The organism is Agrococcus sp. Marseille-P2731 (assembly GCF_900117395.1).
Lineage (GTDB): Bacteria > Actinomycetota > Actinomycetes > Actinomycetales > Microbacteriaceae > Agrococcus.
Genome location: NZ_FPEG01000003.1, coordinates 334749 through 352206, shown reverse-complemented (window position 1 = coordinate 352206; position 17458 = coordinate 334749). Strand labels below are relative to the sequence as shown.

The 17458-nt window shown below is 72.1% G+C and carries 17 protein-coding genes and 1 tRNA gene; 14 read left to right on the top strand and 4 right to left on the bottom strand.

Going from position 1 to position 17458, the window contains the following annotated elements:
- Position 1 precedes the first annotated feature (1 nt).
- Positions 2–628, top strand: a complete 627-nt coding sequence (locus BQ6202_RS09840) for a helix-turn-helix transcriptional regulator (protein WP_072314294.1) — start codon at positions 2–4, stop codon at positions 626–628.
- 2 nt (positions 629–630) lie between these two features.
- A complete protein-coding gene (locus BQ6202_RS09835; RefSeq protein ID WP_072314293.1) occupies positions 631–1227 on the top strand; it encodes a thymidine kinase in 597 nt (198 codons plus the stop codon).
- A gap of 58 nt (positions 1228–1285) precedes the next feature.
- Here BQ6202_RS09835 and BQ6202_RS09830 read toward each other — a convergent pair.
- The 3 genes from BQ6202_RS09830 to BQ6202_RS09820 all read right to left on the bottom strand — a co-directional run bounded on the left by BQ6202_RS09830 (position 1286) and on the right by BQ6202_RS09820 (position 4920).
- Positions 1286–1359, bottom strand: a tRNA-Pro gene (locus BQ6202_RS09830).
- Positions 1360–1403: 44 nt separating this feature from the next.
- On the bottom strand, positions 1404–2318 hold the full coding sequence (locus BQ6202_RS09825; RefSeq protein ID WP_234946185.1) for a metallophosphoesterase: 915 nt from the start codon (positions 2316–2318) through the stop codon (positions 1404–1406).
- Positions 2319–2337: 19 nt separating this feature from the next.
- A complete protein-coding gene (locus BQ6202_RS09820) occupies positions 2338–4920 on the bottom strand; it encodes a transglycosylase domain-containing protein (RefSeq protein WP_072314291.1) in 2583 nt (860 codons plus the stop codon).
- 48 nt (positions 4921–4968) lie between these two features.
- On the opposite strand from BQ6202_RS09820, the gene BQ6202_RS15015 reads away from it, so the two are divergent.
- Both BQ6202_RS15015 and BQ6202_RS09815 read left to right on the top strand, forming a co-directional pair.
- Complete coding sequence (locus BQ6202_RS15015) at positions 4969–5142, top strand: Sp36 family protein (RefSeq protein WP_200792244.1); 174 nt, start codon at positions 4969–4971, stop codon at positions 5140–5142.
- Positions 5139–5597 (top strand): RidA family protein, encoded by a 459-nt coding sequence (locus BQ6202_RS09815; RefSeq protein ID WP_072314290.1) that lies wholly within the window; start codon positions 5139–5141, stop codon positions 5595–5597. The genes BQ6202_RS15015 and BQ6202_RS09815 overlap by 4 nt, the downstream gene beginning before the upstream one ends.
- A 71-nt stretch (positions 5598–5668) precedes the next feature.
- Here BQ6202_RS09815 and acs read toward each other — a convergent pair whose 3' ends face one another.
- Positions 5669–7615 carry an acetate--CoA ligase gene (gene acs / locus BQ6202_RS09810; protein WP_072314289.1) on the bottom strand — a complete coding sequence of 649 codons (1947 nt, stop codon included), beginning with the start codon at positions 7613–7615 and terminating at the stop codon, positions 5669–5671.
- Positions 7616–7894: 279 nt separating this feature from the next.
- Between acs and BQ6202_RS09805 the strand changes: the two genes are divergently transcribed.
- The 10 genes from BQ6202_RS09805 (at position 7895) to BQ6202_RS09760 (ending at position 17428) form a co-directional block, all read left to right on the top strand.
- Complete coding sequence (locus BQ6202_RS09805) at positions 7895–8923, top strand: TadA family conjugal transfer-associated ATPase (RefSeq protein ID WP_083587187.1); 1029 nt, start codon at positions 7895–7897, stop codon at positions 8921–8923.
- Entirely contained in the window at positions 8920–9819 is a 900-nt protein-coding gene (locus tag BQ6202_RS09800) for a type II secretion system F family protein (RefSeq protein ID WP_083587186.1), read from the top strand. Before BQ6202_RS09805 ends, BQ6202_RS09800 begins: the two co-directional genes overlap by 4 nt.
- Positions 9820–9828: 9 nt before the next feature.
- Positions 9829–10062 carry a hypothetical protein gene (locus BQ6202_RS09795; protein ID WP_072314288.1) on the top strand — a complete coding sequence of 78 codons (234 nt, stop codon included), beginning with the start codon at positions 9829–9831 and terminating at the stop codon, positions 10060–10062.
- A gap of 100 nt (positions 10063–10162) precedes the next feature.
- Complete coding sequence (locus BQ6202_RS09790; RefSeq protein ID WP_072314287.1) at positions 10163–10336, top strand: DUF4244 domain-containing protein; 174 nt, start codon at positions 10163–10165, stop codon at positions 10334–10336.
- Between the two features lie 25 nt (positions 10337–10361).
- The gene (locus BQ6202_RS09785; protein ID WP_200792242.1) at positions 10362–10643 is read left to right on the top strand and encodes a hypothetical protein; all 282 of its coding nucleotides are present in this window, start codon (positions 10362–10364) and stop codon (positions 10641–10643) included.
- Between the two features lie 5 nt (positions 10644–10648).
- Positions 10649–11050 carry an Rv3654c family TadE-like protein gene (locus BQ6202_RS09780; RefSeq protein WP_234946184.1) on the top strand — a complete coding sequence of 134 codons (402 nt, stop codon included), beginning with the start codon at positions 10649–10651 and terminating at the stop codon, positions 11048–11050.
- Positions 11051–11211: 161 nt separating this feature from the next.
- A complete protein-coding gene (gene topA / locus BQ6202_RS09775; RefSeq protein ID WP_072314285.1) occupies positions 11212–13971 on the top strand; it encodes a type I DNA topoisomerase in 2760 nt (919 codons plus the stop codon).
- Positions 13968–14600: a dTMP kinase gene (gene tmk / locus BQ6202_RS09770; RefSeq protein WP_072314284.1), complete on the top strand. Its 633-nt coding sequence runs from the start codon at positions 13968–13970 to the stop codon at positions 14598–14600. The genes topA and tmk overlap by 4 nt, the downstream gene beginning before the upstream one ends.
- Positions 14601–14638: 38 nt before the next feature.
- Positions 14639–15802: a DNA polymerase III subunit delta' gene (locus BQ6202_RS09765; RefSeq protein WP_072314283.1), complete on the top strand. Its 1164-nt coding sequence runs from the start codon at positions 14639–14641 to the stop codon at positions 15800–15802.
- 72 nt (positions 15803–15874) lie between these two features.
- Complete coding sequence (locus BQ6202_RS09760; protein ID WP_072314282.1) at positions 15875–17428, top strand: alpha/beta hydrolase; 1554 nt, start codon at positions 15875–15877, stop codon at positions 17426–17428.
- Positions 17429–17458: the final 30 nt, after the last annotated feature.

Sequence of the window (17458 nt, the reverse complement as noted above, 5' to 3'; positions counted from 1 at the left end):
GATGCCCGCGACCGAGATGGAGGCCACGACAGGGGCACCGCGCTCGGTGAGCGTGGTCGCGAGCGGCACGCTGGGCGCCGAGCTCCGCGATGCGATCGCGGCCGATCGATCGCTCACCCTCGGCGCCGTCGCTCCACGCTTCACCGACCTCGTCGTCGAGAGCGGTTTCCCCGGCGACATCGTGGTGCTGGCGGAGGAACCCGGCCGCGCACTGTTCGCGCACGCGCAGACCGCGGCCGCGGCCGGCGCTCTGGTGGTCGTGCACGCTGATGTCGACGACGATCTGCGCGAGGCGCTGGCCGCCACGGGTGCGACTGTCGTGCCGCTGACCGAGAGCCCATCTGCGGTCGCCGAGCGCATCGGCGCAGCGCGCCATGCGCACCGGCGCACCTCGCGGCAGCTCCCCGAGGTCGAGCGTCGCCCGCGCCTCTCCTCCGGTGAGCGCCGGGCGCTCGCGCACTACGTGCAGGGCCTCACCACCGTGCAGGTCGCCGCCGAGATGGGCGTGGGCTACGAGACGGCGAAGACGTTCCTGCGGCGCGTGCGCGCGAAGTACGCGGCGCTCGATCGCCCTGCGAGCAAGCGCTCGCAGCTCATCAACCGGGCAGAGGAAGACGGGATCCTCTAGCGTTGGCGAAGCTGTACTTCCGCTACGGCGCGATGAACTCCGGCAAGTCCACCGGCCTGCTGCAAGCGGCCTTCAACTACGAGGAGCGCGGCCAGCGCGTGCTGCTCGCGAAGCCCGCGACCGACACCAAGGGCGAGCGCGACATCGTCTCGCGCCTCGGTGTCACGCGGCAGGTCGACTTCCTGATCGCCGTCGACGAGTCGGCCGAGGAGGCCTTCGCAGCTGCTGCAGCGCAGCGCGAGGAACCCGTCGCCTGCCTGCTCCTCGACGAGGCGCAGTTCCTGGCGCCCGTGCAGGTCGACCAGCTGCTGCGCATCGCGGTGGAGCGCGGCGTCCCGGTGATCGCCTACGGCATCCGCACCGACTTCCTGACGCACGCCTTCCCGGGCTCGGCACGGCTGCTCGAGCTCGCGCACTCGCTCGAGGAGCTCAAGACGATCTGCCGGTGCGGGCGTAAGGCCATGTTCAACGGTCGCAAGATCGCGGGCGGATTCGTCTTCGACGGCGATCAGGTCGCCATCGATGGCGAGGCAGTCACCTACGAGTCGCTCTGCGCCACCTGCTACCTGCAGGAGTCCGGTGGGCGGCTGGGCACCTGAGCCACCTCGACGGATGCGCGAAGGCCCCCGCCTACTGGCGAGGGCCTTCTGCCATCTGTCGGGGTGACAGGATTTGAACCTGCGACCTCGTCGTCCCGAACGACGCGCGCTACCAAGCTGCGCCACACCCCGATGCTGCCTGCCGGGTCGAGACCCCGCTGAGCAACCGCACCAGTCTACCTGATGTCGCGGGCTCGCAGCGACACGACGACGGCCTCCGGGGGAGTCCCGAGGCGGAAGGGCGCGTAGATCGACGAGCCGATGCCCTGCGACACGTTCAGCGGCACCGCGCGACCGTCGTGCACCCAGGTGCTGAGCCCAGAGGCTTGATCGCGCGGGATGTCGCAGTTGGTGACGATGGCGTGCCCACCCGGCACCCGCACCTGGCCGCCGTGCGTGTGACCGGCGAGGATCGCATCCGCCCCCAGGTCGACGAAGGCGTCGAGGATGCGTCGGTAGGGCGCGTGGGTGACGCCGAGGGTCACGCGCGGCCCGTCGCCGAGCGACTTGCGCATCCGGGAGATCGCGGCCTCGGTCTCGTCCAGGCGATCCCAGTCGCGGTGGGGGTCAGCGACCCCGAAGCCGGCGACGGTCGTGCCGCGCACCTCGACGGCGCGCGCCGTGTTGTTGAGGCTCAGCCAGCCGAGCTCCTCGTAGGCGCGCTCCAGGCCAGCGGTGTCGAGCCGCTCGGCCGTGTCGCCGCCGGTGTGCTGCGAGGGGCCGCCGAAGTAGCGCAGCGGATTCTTGAGCTGCGGGCCGAAGACGTCGTTGGAGCCGTGCACGAAGAAACCGGGCACGCCGCGGAAGACGCGGAGGGCATCCGCGAGCGCCGGCAGCGCGGCCGCATGCCCGAGGCTGTCACCGGTGTTGACGACCAGGTCGGGCTCGAGCGTCGTCAGGCCCTCGAGCCAGTCGAGCTTGCCCGACTGCCACGGTGCGAGGTGGATGTCGGCCAGGTGCAGCACCGTGATCGGTCGCGCGCCTGCGGGCAGCACGCGCAGCTCCTCGGTGCGGATGCGGAAGGCGCGCGGCTCGATGGCGGTCGCGTAGGCAGCGACGGCGGCGCCCGCGGCGAGGACGCCGCCGACCACCGCGCCGAGCGCTCTGGGGCTAGCAGCCAGGGTCGCCTCCGCTGGCGTTCGTGCCGACGACGACCGAGATCGGATCGGTCGGCCCGCCGGGGGCGCCAGGCTCCGGATTCTGCGCGAGCACGGTGCACAGGTTCGGCTCGCCGTGATCCTGCCAGGTGATCTGGATCAGCTCGGGATCGAAGCCGGCGCTGCCGACCGCCGCTCGCGCATCCCCGATCGCCTGCCCCACGAGGTCGGGCCAGGCAGCGGCACCGGGCGCCTCCGTCTCGGTCGGCGCCTCCTCGGCGCCCGCCCCGAGCCCACCGTTCGAGGGGTAGATGATGATCGGCGTCTGCGAGGCCACGAGCGAGCCGGCGCCCGGTGCCGTGTACTCCACGACGCCCTCGCCCTGCAGGCCCTCGATCGGGTCGGCCACCTGCACGGTGTAGCCAGCGGCTTCGAGCGTGGCCTGGGCATCCGCGACGCTCAGGCCCGAGACGTCGGGCAGCTCGACCGCGTCGCCGCGCAGCGTGTCCTGGTCGGGGGTGAGGAACTGACCACCGGGGTAGCGGTTGATCGCCTCCGTCATGGCTGCGGAGAAGATCGACGAGCGCACGTTCCAGCGATCCCGCTCGGCGAGGTTCGCGTTTCCCTTGATGTTGCCCACCCAGACCGAGGTCGCGACCGTCGGGCTCGCCCCGTTCACCCAGGTCTGGACGACCTCGTTCGAGGTTCCGGTCTTCGAGATGACCGGGGTCGTGCCTGGCGGGTTGTTGAGCGGGTTGCGCTGCGTCACCTCTTCGAGCACGAGCTGCATCACTGAGGCGACCTCCGGCGTGATCGCCTGGTTGCAGTCCTGCCCGGGAGGGGCGACCTCTGAACCGTCGCGCGCGACGATGCGGTCGATGGCGATCGGCTCGCAGTGCACGCCGCCGTTCGCGATGGTGGCGAAGGCCTCCGCCATCGCCATCGGCGTGGTGTTCCACGAACCGCCGATGACGCCGGACGGGTTGGGCGTCAGCTCGCCCCCGTCTGCGCGCTCGATGCCCATGCGCTCGGCGGTGGCCATCACGTCGCAGAGGTCGAGCTCGCTCGCCATGCGCAGCGTGCCGGTGTTGACGGAGTTCACCATGATCTCCGTCGGCGTCATGCGCGAGTACTCGTTGCCCTCGTTGTTCTGGGGCTCCCACTCGCCGATGGCGGTCACGCCCGGGTCGCACGTCGCGGTGAAGTCGCCGTTCTCCCACTTCTCGACGGTCGCGTCGACCTGCTCGTTGACGGAGCGGCCGTCGATGATCCACTGCGCGAGGGTGAAGATCTTGAAGCCTGAGCCGGGCTGGAAGCCGCCGGAGGTGCCGTGCCGTGCGTCGGCGTTGAAGTTCACCGCGGTGCCTGTCGAGGCGTGCTCGGTCCGGTTGTCGTAGTCCTTGTTCTGCACCATCGTCAGGATGCGGCCCGTGCCGACCTCGAGCTGGGTCACGGCGGCGCCGGACTCCCAGCGGGTCTCGTCGTTCGGAGCGAGGCTGTCGACCGTCGCCTGCACGGCGTCGTTCAGGTTCAGGTCGATCGAGGTGTAGATGCTGTAGCCGCCCTGGCGGAGGGCCCGCTGGTTGTCCTCCGGAGTCGCTCCGAGGATGTGGTTGCCGTCGACGGTGTCGACGTTCAGCACGCGCTGCACGTAGTCGCAGAAGAAGCGGGCGGAGTCGTAGCCGGTGATGCAGCCGTTGTTCGGCGCCTGGACGCTCACGAAGTTCTCGTCCACCGGGGTCGCGAGGGCCTCATCGCGCTCCTCGGCGGTGATGTGGCCGTCGTCCGCCATCCGGTTGATGATGAAGTCGCGGCGCTCCTGGTTGCGCTCCCAGTTCTCGGGGTTGTCGAGCCTGCGGATCGACGGGTTCTGCACCGTCGCGATCAGCGCCGCGGATTCCGCGACGGTGAGCTCTGACGCCGGCTTGCCGAACAGGCGCTGCGCACCCGACTCGATGCCGTAGATGTTGCCGCCGAAGTTCGCGATGTTGAGGTACGCCAGCACGATCTCGTTCTTCGTGTACTGCTGCTCGAGGCCGATCGCGAGCCGCATCTCGGCGAGCTTGCGCTGGTAGGACTCGGTGTATTGCGCGGCGCAGACGGCCTGCGACTCCTCGTCGTCCGAGAGGCAGGCGTCGATCGCGATCTGCATGCGCACGAGCTGCATCGTCAGCGTCGAGGCACCCGAGTCGCTGCCGAAGCCGAGCTGCGACATGCCAGCGCGCACGACCGATGGCGCGTCGACGCCGCCGTGCGTGTAGTAGCGGCGATCCTCGCCGGAGATGAGCGCGTTCACCGCGTTCGAGGGCACGTCGCCCCACTGGAGCACCTGGCGGTCCTGCGCGTAGAACTGCGCGATCTCCACCGGCTGGCCGTCGCGCACGCCGTAGATGCGGTTGCGCTCCGCCTGCTGGTTGATCTCCGCGTAGGAGGGCAGGCTCTCGAAGAGGTCGAGGCCGCTGTTGGCCGTGCTCGAGGCGACGGCGAGCGCGGGCGTCAGCGTCGCGGAGACGAGGATCCCGGCGATCGCGGAGAAACCGATGAGCCCGAGGAGCGAGCCGAGCAGGCTTCCCGGCTTGTGTCGTGTGGCGGCCATAGCATACGAGGGTACGCGAACAACCTATGACGCAGGGGACGACCGACGATGCCGAAGACCACCTGGGAGTACGCGACCACGCCGCTCCTCATCCACCGCGAGACCGCCATCCTCAACACCTGGGGCAGCGACGGCTGGGAACTCGTGCACGTCGCCAACGGGCCCGAGGGCGGCATGGTCGCGTTCCTGAAGCGCCCCGTCGAGTCGGGGGAGCAGGCATGAGCGTGGCGGATCGCCTGGCAGAGCTCGGCCTCGCGCTGCCGGCCGTGGTGCCGCCCGTGGCCTCCTACGTGCCGGCGGTCTCGGCCGGCGGCTTCGTCTACACCTCTGGCCAGCTGCCGATGGTCGACGGCGCGATGCCGCGCACCGGCAAGGTCGGTGCCGAGGTGTCGGCCGAGGATGCGGCACTCGATGCGCGCCAGTGCGCGCTGAACGCGCTCGCAGCGATCGACGCAGAGATCGGGTCGCTCGACCGCATCACGCGCGTCGTCAAGGTCGTCGGATTCGTCGCCTCGGCCGAGGGGTTCCAAGGGCAGCCGGGCGTCGTCAACGGGGCGAGCGACGTGCTGGGCGAGATCTTCGGGGACGCCGGGATCCACGCGCGGAGCGCCGTCGGGGTCGCGGAGCTGCCGCTCGGCGCGCCCGTCGAGGTCGAGCTGGTCGTCGCCTTCGCCTGATTCGCTCTTGTCGGTCTCGTGACGCGTGCGCCTGCGGCGCGCGCTCCTCGACCTGCGGAGCGGGCGCGACGTCAGCCGCGGAACTGCTGCTTGATCGCCTCCACGACGCTCTGGTCGGCGAGCGTGGTCGTGTCGCCGAGCGCACGCCCCTCGGCGAGGTCGCGCAGCAGGCGCCGCATGATCTTGCCGGAGCGCGTCTTCGGCAGGTCGGGCACGATGAACACCTGCCGCGGCCGCGCGATCGCGCCGATGTCGGTGGCGACGTGCTGCCGCAGCATCTGCTCGGCCTCCTCGACGGAGTGCTCCTGCGACGCCGACTGCTTCAGGATCACGAACGCGACGACCGCCTGGCCCGTGGTCTCATCCGTCGCACCAACGACCGCCGACTCGGCGACGCCCGCGTGGGCCACGAGCGACGACTCGATCTCTGCCGTCGAGAGGCGGTGGCCCGAGACGTTCATGACGTCGTCGACGCGACCGAGCAGCCAGATCTCGCCGTCCTCGTCCTTGCGGGCGCCGTCGCCGGCGAAGTAGCGGTCGCCGAACTTCTCCCAGTAGGTCTCGCGGTAGCGGTCGTCGTCGCCCCAGATGGTGCGCAGCATCGACGGCCATGGCTCGGTCGCGACGAGCAGCCCGCCCTGGCCGTCGCCGACGGGGGAGCCCGCCTCATCGACCACGTCGATCGCGATGCCGGGGATCGGCACCTGGGCGCTGCCCGGCTTCAGCGTCGTCACGGAGGCGAGCGCGGAGATCATGATGGCGCCGGTCTCGGTCTGCCACCACGTGTCGACGATCGGGGTCGTGCCGCCGCCGACGACGTCGCGGTACCACATCCACGCCTCCGGGTTGATGGGTTCGCCCACCGTGCCGAGCACGCGCAGGCTGGAGAGGTCGCTCGACTGCGTGTGCTGGCGGCCGAGCTTCATGAAGGTGCGGATGGCCGTGGGCGCGGTGTAGAAGATGGTCACGCCGTAGCGCTCGATGATCTGCCACGGGCGCTCGGGCGTCGGGGTGTCGAAGGTGCCCTCGTGCATCACCTGCGTCGTGCCGTTGGCCATCGGGCCGTAGACGACGTAGCTGTGGCCCGTGACCCAGCCGATGTCGGCGGTGCACCAGAAGACATCGGATTCGGGCTTCAGGTCGAAGACGTGTCGATGCGTGAACGAGGTCTGGGTGAGGTAGCCGGCGCTCGTGTGGAGGATGCCCTTCGGCTTCCCGGTCGTGCCGGAGGTGTAGAGGATGAAGAGCGGGTGCTCGGCCGGGAAGGCCTGCGCGAGGTGCTCCTCTGCGGCATCCGCCATCGCCTCGTGGTACCAGACGTCGCGTCCCTCGACCCAGTCGATCTCGTTCTCGCCCCGGCGCACGACGAGCACGTTGGTGACACCGTGGCCTGGCTCGCGCAGCGCCTCGTCGACGGTGGGCTTGAGCGCGAAGACCTTGCCCTTGCGCCATGCGCCGTCGGTCGTGATGACGAAGGTGGCGCCCGCGTCGTCGATGCGGCCGCGCAGGTTCGAGGGGCTGAAGCCCCCGAAGACGGCCGTGTGGACGGCACCGATGCGGGCGCAGGCGAGCATCGCGGCGACGGCCTCCGGCAGCATCGGCAGGTAGATCGCCACGCGGTCGCCGGCCTTGACCCCGAGGGACTCGAGCACGTTCGCGAGGCGCTTGACCTCAGCGGTCATGTCGGCGTAGGTGAGCGTGCGGGTGTCACCGGGCTCGCCCTCCCAGTGCAGGGCGACGCGGTCGCCGTCGCCGGCCTCGACATGCCGGTCGAGGCAGTTGACCGCGACGTTGAGGGTGCCGTCGTGGAACCACTTCGCGTGCGGGGGCTGCCAGTCGAGCACCTCGGTGAACGGCGTCTCCCACTGCAGCGACCTGGCCTGCTCCGCCCAGAAGGCGAGCCGGTCCTCGTCCGCCCGCGAGTAGAGCTCGGCAGACGTGGCAGAGCCCTGCGCGAGCGCCTCGGGCGGCGCGAAGCGGCGGGTCTCGTTCAGCAGATGGTCGATGCGGTCAGACACAGCGGTTCCTCCAGACGTCGTCGTCGGGCCGAGCCTATCGGCGGAGGCCGCGCGTGACGTGACGCCGTGTTGCACGGCGTCATGCGTGCCGATGGTGCATAGCATGGTCGCCGTCGGCCCTGCCGACGTGAGCAGGTGCACGGCGGATCCCCCGTCCGCCACTCCTGCGGCGGCGCCCCCCTTCCCCCGGTGGGCGCCGCCTCCTCGTTGCGTGCCGGTTCTCCACAGGCGCTCGGGAAGCGGCGGTGCGTGAGCGCACGACGCCCTACCGTGCGCAGCATGTCGACACGCGCTGGGCCCACGCTCGGGCGGGGGACGGGCATCCCGTTCGTCGCCGGCGGCGCGCGGCCGGCCGTGCGCACCGAGGGGCCGACGCGCACGGCCGTCGACGGCGGCGCATTGCGCGAGTTCGGCGAGCTGGCCGCGATCGTCGCAGAGCCGTCGGTGACGGATGTGTTCGTCACGGCCGGGCAGGTCTGGGTCGACCGGGGCGCAGGGGCCGAGGCCGTGCCGCTGCTGCTCGACCCCGATCGGGCACGAGCGCTCGCGGTGGCGCTCGTCGCGGCGGGCGGGCGACACGTCGACGAGGCGACGCCGTGCGTCGACGTGCGCCTGCACGACGGGATCCGGGTGTACGCCGTGCTGCCGCCGATCGCGGTCGGTGGTGCGCAGCTGTCCATCCGGCTGCCGCGGGTGGCGGCCCTGTCGCTCGCCGAGCTCGAGCACGGCGGAGCGTTCTCGATCGTGCCGCTCGCACGCGTGCAGGCGCTCGTCGGCCGGCGCGCGAACGTGCTCGTCACCGGCGCAGGCGGTTCGGGCAAGACGACGCTGCTGGGCGCGATGCTCTCGGCCGCCGCCGCCACGGAGCGCATCGTGACGATCGAGGATGTCGCGGAGCTCCGCATCCGCCACCCGCACGTCGTGGCGCTCGAGGCGCGGCAGGCGAACGCCGAGGGCGCCGGCGCGATCGGGCTGGAGCAGCTGGTGCGGGAGGCGCTGCGCATGCGACCGGACCGCTTGGTGCTGGGGGAGTGCCGAGGCGCGGAGGTGCGAGAGCTGCTCTCGGCGCTCAACACCGGGCACGACGGTGGTGCGGGCACGCTGCACGCGAACTCGCTGGATGACGTGCCTGCGCGGCTCGAGGCCCTCGGGGCCCTCGCGGGGCTCGGCCCGGCGGCCCTGGCCAGGCAGGCGGTGAGCGCGCTCGATGCCGTGCTGCACGTCGAGCGGGGCGACCGCGGCCGACGGGTGGCGGCGATCGGTGCGCTCGCGCTCGACGGCGACCGGCTGGTGGTGCGCGCCACGTGATCCGGCTCGTGCCGCCGTGGAGCGTCGGCCGCTCGGAGAGCGGGCGCGGAGGCGCAGGAGCGCGCGATGCGGCCGCCGAGCAGGAGGCCGCGGCCGCGACGGTGCATCGCCTCGCGGCGCTCGTCGCAGGCGGGCTGCCGCTGGAACGCGCATGGACGGTGCTCGGAACGGACGCGGTGACGGTCGGTCGGCGCACCGGAGGCGGCCTCGTCGCCGCGGTGCTCGCGGTGGCGCAGCAGACGGGGGCGCCGACGGCGCCGACGCTCGAGCGGCTCGCGGCGCTGCTGCGAGAGCAGGCGGCCCAGCAGCGCGCGATCGGGGCGGCCCTTGCGGGGCCGCGCGCGACTGCGCGGCTGGTGATGGTGCTCCCCTTCGTCGGACTCGGCTTCGGCTTGGCGCTGGGCCTCGACGTCCTGGCCGCCGCGACGAGCGGCGGGATCGGCACGTGGTCGGTGATCGCCGGCGCCGTCCTGCTCGTCGCCGCCTGGGCGTGGTCGCGCGCCATCGTCCGGCGCGCGGCGCGCGGGGAACCGGCTCCTGGGCTGGCGCTCGACCTCGTGGCCGTGGCCCTCGCCGGCGGCGGCGCGACGACGAGTGCGCGCCCGGCGGCGGTCGCCGCGCTCGAGGCGGCTGAGGTCGACGCGAGCGGCTGGGGCGAGGTCGACGCGGCGCTCGAGCTGGCGCGGAGGGCCGGTGTGCCCGTGCGCGGCCTGCTGCTCGCCGAGGCCGCCGCCGCGCGCACGCGCGCGCGGCTCGAGGGCGAGGCGCGGGCGCAGCGCGCGGCGGTGCAGCTCTCGCTGCCGCTCGGCGTCTGCGTGCTGCCAGCCTTCTCGCTGCTCGTGATCGTGCCCCTCGTCGTCTCGATGCTCGAGGGGGCGCTCAGTCCGCTCGGCTAGCGTCGGGGCATGCGCAATCTCTGGAACGGCATCGTCAACTGGGTGGCTGCGCTCGTGGGAGCGATCGGCGGCGCGCCCCATCCGATGGTCGCGACCGACGACGTCGGCGCGCGCTCGCGGGATGCGGGGCAGTCGGCGGAGGATGCGCCGGAGGGCGAGGGGTCGTGGGCGGACGACGCGCGCCCGCAGCCGGACGCCGAGGCGCCGCGTTCCGACGAGGAACCGCACCAGCGCCACCACTGAGCGCTGACGCTGACGGACGCTCTCCACAGGTCGCCCTCGAAGCGGCGCGGGCGCCGCTTCGCTTCCCCCACCCTGGGGCCCCCGAGGGAAGGAGGCGAGCATGAGGATGCTCAAGAGGCTGGTGCACGAGGAGGACGGCGCGGCGACCGCCGAGTACGTCATCGCGACGATGGCGGCCGTCGGCTTCGCAGGGCTGCTGGTGGTGATCCTGCGCAGCGATGAGGTGCGCGGGATCCTCACCGACATGGTCCAGCGTGCGCTCACGGTGCAGTAGCAGCCGGGACGGCGAGCTCGGCGCGGTGACCGCCGAGCTCGCCGCTGCGCTGCCGGCTGCTGTGCTCGTGATCGGCATCGCCATCGGCGCCGTCGCTGCGACGGCGACGCAGGTCGGCCTCGAGCAGTCCGCCGGGGCCGCCGCGCGGGCCGCCGGCCGGGGCGACGATCCGGCGCTCTACAGCGATGGCGCCGCGCTGCGCGTCGAGTCGCAGGGCGAGCTCGTCTGCGCCGTGCTCCGTCGCGACGTGCTGGGCGGGGCGCTGACGCTGACGGCGCGCAGCTGCGCGCACGGGGGTGGACGATGAGCGGGGTGGCGTCTCGTGACGGCATCGGGCCGATGGCCCGCTGCCCCCTCGACGCACGGAGAGCGGCCCGCGGCCTCCTCGACGAGCGGGGCGCGGGCGCCGTGCTCGCGCTCGCGGTCGCGGCGGTGGCGATGCTGCTGGCGCTGCTGGTGGTCGGCGCCGGCACCGCGTCGATCGCTCAGGCGCGGGCCGCGGCGGCAGCCGATGCGGCCGTGCTCGCCGCGGCCGACGCGCTCTCCGGCTTCGCCGACGGCAGCGCCTGCGCCCTCGCGCAGGCAGTCGCGACGGCGAGCGGCGCGCGGCTCGTGGACTGCGCGGTCGACGGGCTCGAGGCGCGCGTGACGGTGGCCGTCCCCGTCGGGCACCTGCACGCATCCGTCACCGCCCTGGCCGGGCCGCCGCCGTGAGCGAGAATGGTGCTGGCGCGCCGTCGCGCCGCTGCCGCAGCCGGCGTGCGCCCCGAGCGAACGAGCGGCCCGCGGCAGCCAGAGCGCAGTGGCACCGTGTGTAAGGTGTCGATCCGTGGCCCAGTCGGGCCCGGCAACCCCAAGAAGCAGTGAGCGTGAGCATGGGCAAGAAGCTCGTCATCGTCGAGTCCCCGGCCAAGGGCAAGACGATCGAGCGGTACCTGGGTGATGGATACCAGGTGCTGGCATCGGTCGGGCACATCCGCGATCTCGTGAGCCCGCGCGACCTCCCGGCCGAGCTCAAGAAGGGCTCCTACGGCAAGTTCGCCGTCGACGTCGACAACGGCTTCGCGCCCTACTACGTCGTCAGCGACGAGAAGAAGAAGACGGTCGCCGAGCTCAAGAAGGCGCTCAAGGACGCCGACGAGCTCATCCTCGCGACGGATGAGGACCGCGAGGGCGAGGCCATCGCGTGGCACCTGCTCGAGGTGCTGAAGCCCAAGGTGCCGGTGAAGCGGATGGTGTTCCACGAGATCACCGAGGAAGCGATCCAGCAGGCGAAGGATCAGATGCGCGAGCTGAACATGCCGCTCGTCGACGCGCAGGAGACCCGCAGGATCCTCGACCGCCTCTATGGCTACGAGGTGAGCCCCGTGCTGTGGCGCAAGGTGCGGCAGGGGCTCTCCGCGGGCCGCGTGCAGTCGCCGACCGCTCGCCTGATCGTGGACCGCGAGCGCGAGCGCATGGCGTTCGTCGCCGCCGACTACTGGAGCCTGACCGCGCAGTTCGAGGCGCCCGACGCCGAGAGCGGCGCGCAGGCGGGCCGCTTCGGCGCGCGCCTCGTGCGGCTCGACGGTGCCAGGGTCGCCTCCGGCTCCGACTTCGACGACCGAGGCCAGATCAAGGGCGTCCGCACCATCCTCGACGCGGCCGCCGCCGAGTCGCTCGCCGCCGAGCTCGAGCAGAGCGCCTTCCGGGTCTCGAGCGTCGAGTCGAAGCCCTACCGCCGTCGCCCCTCGGCACCGTTCACGACCTCGACGCTGCAGCAGGAGGCCGGTCGCAAGCTGAAGCTCTCCGCCAAGCAGACGATGTCGGTCGCCCAATCGCTCTACGAGCAGGGCTACATCACCTACATGCGCACCGACTCGCCCTCGCTCTCGAAGCAGGCGATCCAGGCGGCCAGGTCGCAGGCCACGGCTCTCTACGGCGCCGGCAGCATCCCGCAGGCCGCCCGCCACTACGCCGGCAAGTCGAAGTCGGCGCAGGAGGCGCACGAGGCGATCCGCCCCTCTGGCGAGTCGTTCCGCACGCCGAGCGAGGTGCGCTCGTCGCTCACGCCCAACGAGCAGCGGCTCTACGAGCTGATCTGGAAGCGCACGGTCGCCAGCCAGATGATCGACGCGACGGGCCAGACCGCGACCATCACCATCGCCTCCGACAAGACCGGCCGCGGGGTGGCCGAGTTCACCGCATCCGGCACCGTCATCACCGAGCCCGGCTTCCTGCAGGCGTACGAGGAGTCGAAGGATGTCGGGCGCTACGCCGACGAGTCCCAGGCGGATGCGTCGGCCAGCGAGTCGAGGCTGCCCGACGTCAAGGAGGGCAACGCGGTGGGCCTGGCCGAGCTCGAGCGCAAGGCGCACGCCACGACGCCGCCGCCGCGCTACACCGAGGCGAGCCTCGTGAAGGCGCTCGAGGAGCTCGAGATCGGCCGACCCTCGACCTACGCGTCGATCATCGACACGATCGTGCGGCGCGGCTTCGTCACGCAGCGCGGCGGCGCACTCGTGCCGAACTGGATCGCGTTCTCGACCATCAAGCTGCTCGAGGACAACCTGGGCGACTACGTCGACTACGACTTCACCGCGGCCATGCTCTCCGACCTCGACCGCATCGCCGACGGCGAGCTCGACCGGCAGGAGTGGCTGCAGCGCTTCTACTTCGGCAGCCCCGAGCACCCGGGCCTGCAGTCGACCGTCGAGAACCTCGGCGACATCGACGCGCGCGCGGTCAACTCCATCCCCGTCGCCGAGGGCGTCACGCTGCGCGTCGGCCAGTACGGCCCCTACCTCGAGGGCACCGGCCCCGACGGCGAGGTCAAGCGCGCGAACATCCCCGAGGACCTCACGCCCGATCAGCTCACGCCCGAGAAGGCGCAGGAGCTGTTCGCGGCCGAGCCCGTGCAGGACCGCGTGCTCGGCCCGCACCCCGAGAGCGGCCTCGACGTGGTGGTCAAGAACGGCCGCTTCGGCCCCTACATCGAGGAGTCGCTGCCCGTCGAGCTCGACGACGAGGGCAAGCCGGTGCCGCCGAAGAAGGGGAAGGCCGCGCCGAAGCCGCGTCGCGCATCCCTCTTCAAGACGATGGAGCCGGAGAGCGTCGACCTCGAGACCGCGCTGAAGCTGCTCGGCCTGCCCCGCCTCGTCGGCGTCGACCCCGAGTCGGGCACCGAGATCACCGCCCGCCCCGGGCGCTACGGCCCGTTCCTGTCCAAGGGCGAGGACACGCGATCGCTCGACGACGAGGAGCAGATCTTCTCCATCACCCTCGAGCAGGCCGTCGAGAAGTTCGCCCAGCCGAAGTACGGCGCGCGGAAGGCCGCATCGGCGCTCAAGGAGTTCGACGCCGACCCGGTCAGCGGCAAGCCGGTGAAGGTGCGCGACGGGCGCTTCGGCCCCTACGTGACCGACGGCGAGACGAACGCGACCATCCCGCGCGGCGAGGACGTCGAGGCGATCACCTTCGAGCGCGCGATCGAGCTGCTGCAGATCAAGCGCGAGAAGGGACCGGTCAAGAAGCCGATCCGCAAGACCGCCGCGAAGAAGCCGGCCGCCAAGAAGCCCGCGGCCAAGAAGCCCGCAGCGAAGAAGCCGGCGGCCAAGAAGCCCGCCGCGAAGAAGACCCCGCCAGCCGACGCATGACGGGCGCCTACATCACGCTCGAGGGCGGCGACGGCTCCGGCAAGTCGACGCAGGCGGCGCTGCTGCAGGCGTGGCTGGAGGCCGAGGGGCGCACCGTCGTGCGCACGCGCGAGCCCGGCGGCACCGAGCTCGGCGTCGAGATCCGCCGGCTCGTGCAGCACACCGAGGGGCACGTCGCCCCGCGCGCCGAGGCGCTGCTCTACGCCGCGGATCGCGCCCACCACGTCGCGACGCTCGTGCGGCCGGCGCTCGAGCGCGGCGACGTCGTCGTGCAGGATCGCTACCTCGACTCGTCCGTCGCCTACCAGGGCGCGGGCCGCGAGCTCGACGGCGAGCAGATCCGGGATCTGTCGCTGTGGGCGACCGACGGCCTGCTGCCGCAGCTGACGCTGCTGCTCGACATCGACCCGGCCGCGGGCCGCGAGCGCATGGCGGGCCGTGCGGATGCGCCGTACGACCGGTTGGAGGACACGGGTCTCGACTTCGCCGAGCGCGTGCGCGCCGCCTACCTCGGTCTCGCCGAGGCCGAGCCCGACCGCTTCGTCGTGGTCGACGCATCCGGCACCCCCGACGAGGTGCACGGGCGCGTGGTGTCGCACGTGCGTGCGATGCTCGACGCGCAGCGCTGAGCGCGCTGCGAACGGTTGCAGCACCGGGAGGAGCGCGCATGACAGGCGGGTGGAGCGAGATCGTCGGCCAGGCCGACGCCGTCACGACGCTGCAGCGCGCCTCGAGCGACGTCGGCGGCGCTGACTCCTCTGGCGCGATGACGCACGCGTGGCTGCTGACCGGGCCGCCGGGATCGGGCAGGTCGAACCTCGCCTACGCCTTCGCGACCGCCCTGCTGTCGTCACCGGCGGGCATCGACCCAGAGGTCGCGACGCTCGTCGCCGCGCGCACGCACCCCGATCTCGTGACGCTCTCGACCGAGGGCGTGCTCATCACGATCGCGCAGGCGCGAGCCGTCGTGCAACGGGCCTCGCTCGCTCCGTCGACCGCGCGCTACCGGGTGGTCGTCGTCGAGGACGCCGACCGGATGGCAGAGCGCACCTCGAACGCGCTGCTGAAGGCGCTCGAGGAGCCGCCGCCCGAGACGGTCTGGATCCTCTGCGCGCCCAGCGAGGCCGATCTGCTGCCGACCATCCGCTCGAGGGTGCGCACGCTGACGCTGCAGGTGCCCGATCCCGCAGAGGTCGCCCGGCTGCTGGTCGAGCGCGACGGCGTCGACCCGGCGATCGCCGAGCGCGCCGCTCGGGAGGCGCAGAGCCACATCGGGATGGCCCGTCGGCTCGCCACCAGCGACGAGGCCCGCACCCGACGCGCAGAGACGCTCGCGGTCGCGATGCGGGTCTCGACCGCGGCGTCGGCGGTGCTGGCCGCCGCCCGCTTCGTCGAGATCGCGACGGCAGACGCCGATGCGCTGTCGGCGGAGCGCGATGAGGCCGAGCGCGCGCAGGCGCTGCGGCAGCTGGGCATCGAGCCGGGCGGCACCGTGCCGCCCCAGCTGCGCCGGCAGCTGAAGGAGCTCGACGAGGCGCAGAAGCAGCGCGCGAAGCGCGGCATGCGCGACGGCGTCGACCGCATCCTCGTCGACCTGCTGTCGCTCTACCGCGACATCCTCATGACGCAGCTCGGCGTCGGGCGCGAGCTCGTGAACGCGGCGATGCAGCCGACGGTGCACGCGGCGGCGGACTACCTGCGCCGCGCCGACGTGATCGACGTGCTCGACTCGATCCGCCTCGCTCGCGAGCGCATCGAGGCGAACGTGCCGCCGCTGCTCGCGCTCGAGGCGATGCTCGTGCGCGCGGCGAGGGCAGCGCAGCGCCGCTGAGCACCAGAGTCGCCGGCCGCTTCGCATGTCGCACGGGAGGCTCGACCGACCCGCGGGCCGTAGCGTAGAGGCATGCATCGCACCCGCCGCGGCCTCGCCGCCCTCGCCGCGATCGCCGTGACGGCGATCGCGCTCACCGGCTGCATCCTGCCGCCGCAGCTGCCCGGCGACAGCCAGCGCCTCGGCCCGCCGCAGTGGAGCCCGACGGGTGAGCAGGTAGCGCCGGAGCTCGAGCAGTTCTACGGCCAGCAGGTCGACTGGGCAGAGTGCGCCGGCCTGTACTGCGGCACCGTCACGGCCCCGATGGACTGGGACGACCCCTCCGCCGATTCGATCGAGCTCGCCGTCACCGTGGCGCCAGCGACCGGCGAGCGGCGGGGCGCGATCCTCTACAACCCCGGCGGCCCCGGCGCCTCGGGCGTCGAGTACGTGCGCGACTTCGGCGACTACCTGCTGCACCCCGACGTGCGCGAGCACTACGACCTGGTCGGCTTCGACCCTCGAGGCGTCGGCGGCTCGACGCCGATCTCCTGCTACGACGACCCGCAGGAGCTCTACGACTGGCTGTGGGAGATCCCCGAGGGCCCTGCGCCGGAGCCGCTCAGCGACGAGGATCTCGAGGAGCAGCTCGAGTCCTCGCGCTGGTTCGGCGAGGCGTGCCTCGAGCACACCGGCCCCTACCTCGAGCTCGTCGGCACCGAGCAGGTCGCCAGCGACATGGACCTGCTGCGCGCGCTCTTCGGCGAGGAGCAGCTGGACTACCTGGGCGTCTCCTACGGCACGCTGATCGGCGCGACCTACGCCGACCTCTTCCCCGAGCGCGTCGGTCGCATGGTGCTCGACGCCGCGGTCGCGCCCGACGCGAGCGACTTCGAGGGCACGCTCTTCCAAGCGGCGGGGTTCGAGCTGGCCTATGGCAACTTCGTCGACGACTGCCTCGCCTCGGGCGAGTGCCCGTTCACGGGGTCGAAGGCGGATGCGCTGGCACAGACCCGCGCGCTGATCGAATCGCTCGAGGAGGAGCCGATCCCGGTGGCCGACGGCCGCGAGCTCGGCACGGGCGCCTTCTTCATCGCCATCGCAGCCAACCTCTACGCCGACTGGCAGTGGGAGCTGCTGCGCGAGATCATCGCCGACGTGCAGGCCGGCAACGGCGAGAGCGCATTCGCCGCAGCCGACGAGTACTACGGGATCGAACCCGACGGCTCGTTCGCCGACAACTCGCTCGAGGCGCTCATCACGGTGAACTGCCTCGACTCGCCGGCGGTCACCGACTTCGAGCAGATCCGGGCCAACGCCGAGGAGATCATGGCGGCGGCGCCGACGCTCGGGCCAGACTTCGTCGGCATCGGCTCATGCGCTGCCTGGCCCTTCGAGGCGACCAGGGAGCCGCACGAGATCACGGCGCCCGGCGCCGAGCCGATCATCGTGATCGGCGGCGTCAACGACCCGGCGACGTCCTACCAGCAGGCCGTCGACCTCGCCGACATGCTCGAGTCGGGCGTGCTGATCTCGGTCGATGCGGAGGGGCACGGGCAGTACAACAACGGCAACGCGTGCGTCGACCGGCCGGTGAACGACTACTTCCTGACGGGGACGGCGCCGGCGGGGGCGCTGGACTGCTGAGGGCGGTCTCGTGACGCGCGCGACCTGCGG

Coding starts and splice junctions, on each gene's coding strand:
- tmk (WP_072314284.1), top strand. CDS start 13,968: ATGACGGGCGCCTACATCACGCTCGAGGGCGGCGACGGCTCCGGCAAG.
- BQ6202_RS09790 (WP_072314287.1), top strand. CDS start 10,163: ATGAGGATGCTCAAGAGGCTGGTGCACGAGGAGGACGGCGCGGCGACC.
- BQ6202_RS09760 (WP_072314282.1), top strand. CDS start 15,875: ATGCATCGCACCCGCCGCGGCCTCGCCGCCCTCGCCGCGATCGCCGTG.
- topA (WP_072314285.1), top strand. CDS start 11,212: ATGGGCAAGAAGCTCGTCATCGTCGAGTCCCCGGCCAAGGGCAAGACG.
- BQ6202_RS09765 (WP_072314283.1), top strand. CDS start 14,639: ATGACAGGCGGGTGGAGCGAGATCGTCGGCCAGGCCGACGCCGTCACG.
- BQ6202_RS09840 (WP_072314294.1), top strand. CDS start 2: ATGCCCGCGACCGAGATGGAGGCCACGACAGGGGCACCGCGCTCGGTG.
- BQ6202_RS09805 (WP_083587187.1), top strand. CDS start 7,895: ATGTCGACACGCGCTGGGCCCACGCTCGGGCGGGGGACGGGCATCCCG.
- BQ6202_RS15015 (WP_200792244.1), top strand. CDS start 4,969: ATGCCGAAGACCACCTGGGAGTACGCGACCACGCCGCTCCTCATCCAC.
- BQ6202_RS09815 (WP_072314290.1), top strand. CDS start 5,139: ATGAGCGTGGCGGATCGCCTGGCAGAGCTCGGCCTCGCGCTGCCGGCC.
- BQ6202_RS09795 (WP_072314288.1), top strand. CDS start 9,829: ATGCGCAATCTCTGGAACGGCATCGTCAACTGGGTGGCTGCGCTCGTG.
- BQ6202_RS09820 (WP_072314291.1), bottom strand. CDS start 4,920: ATGGCCGCCACACGACACAAGCCGGGAAGCCTGCTCGGCTCGCTCCTC.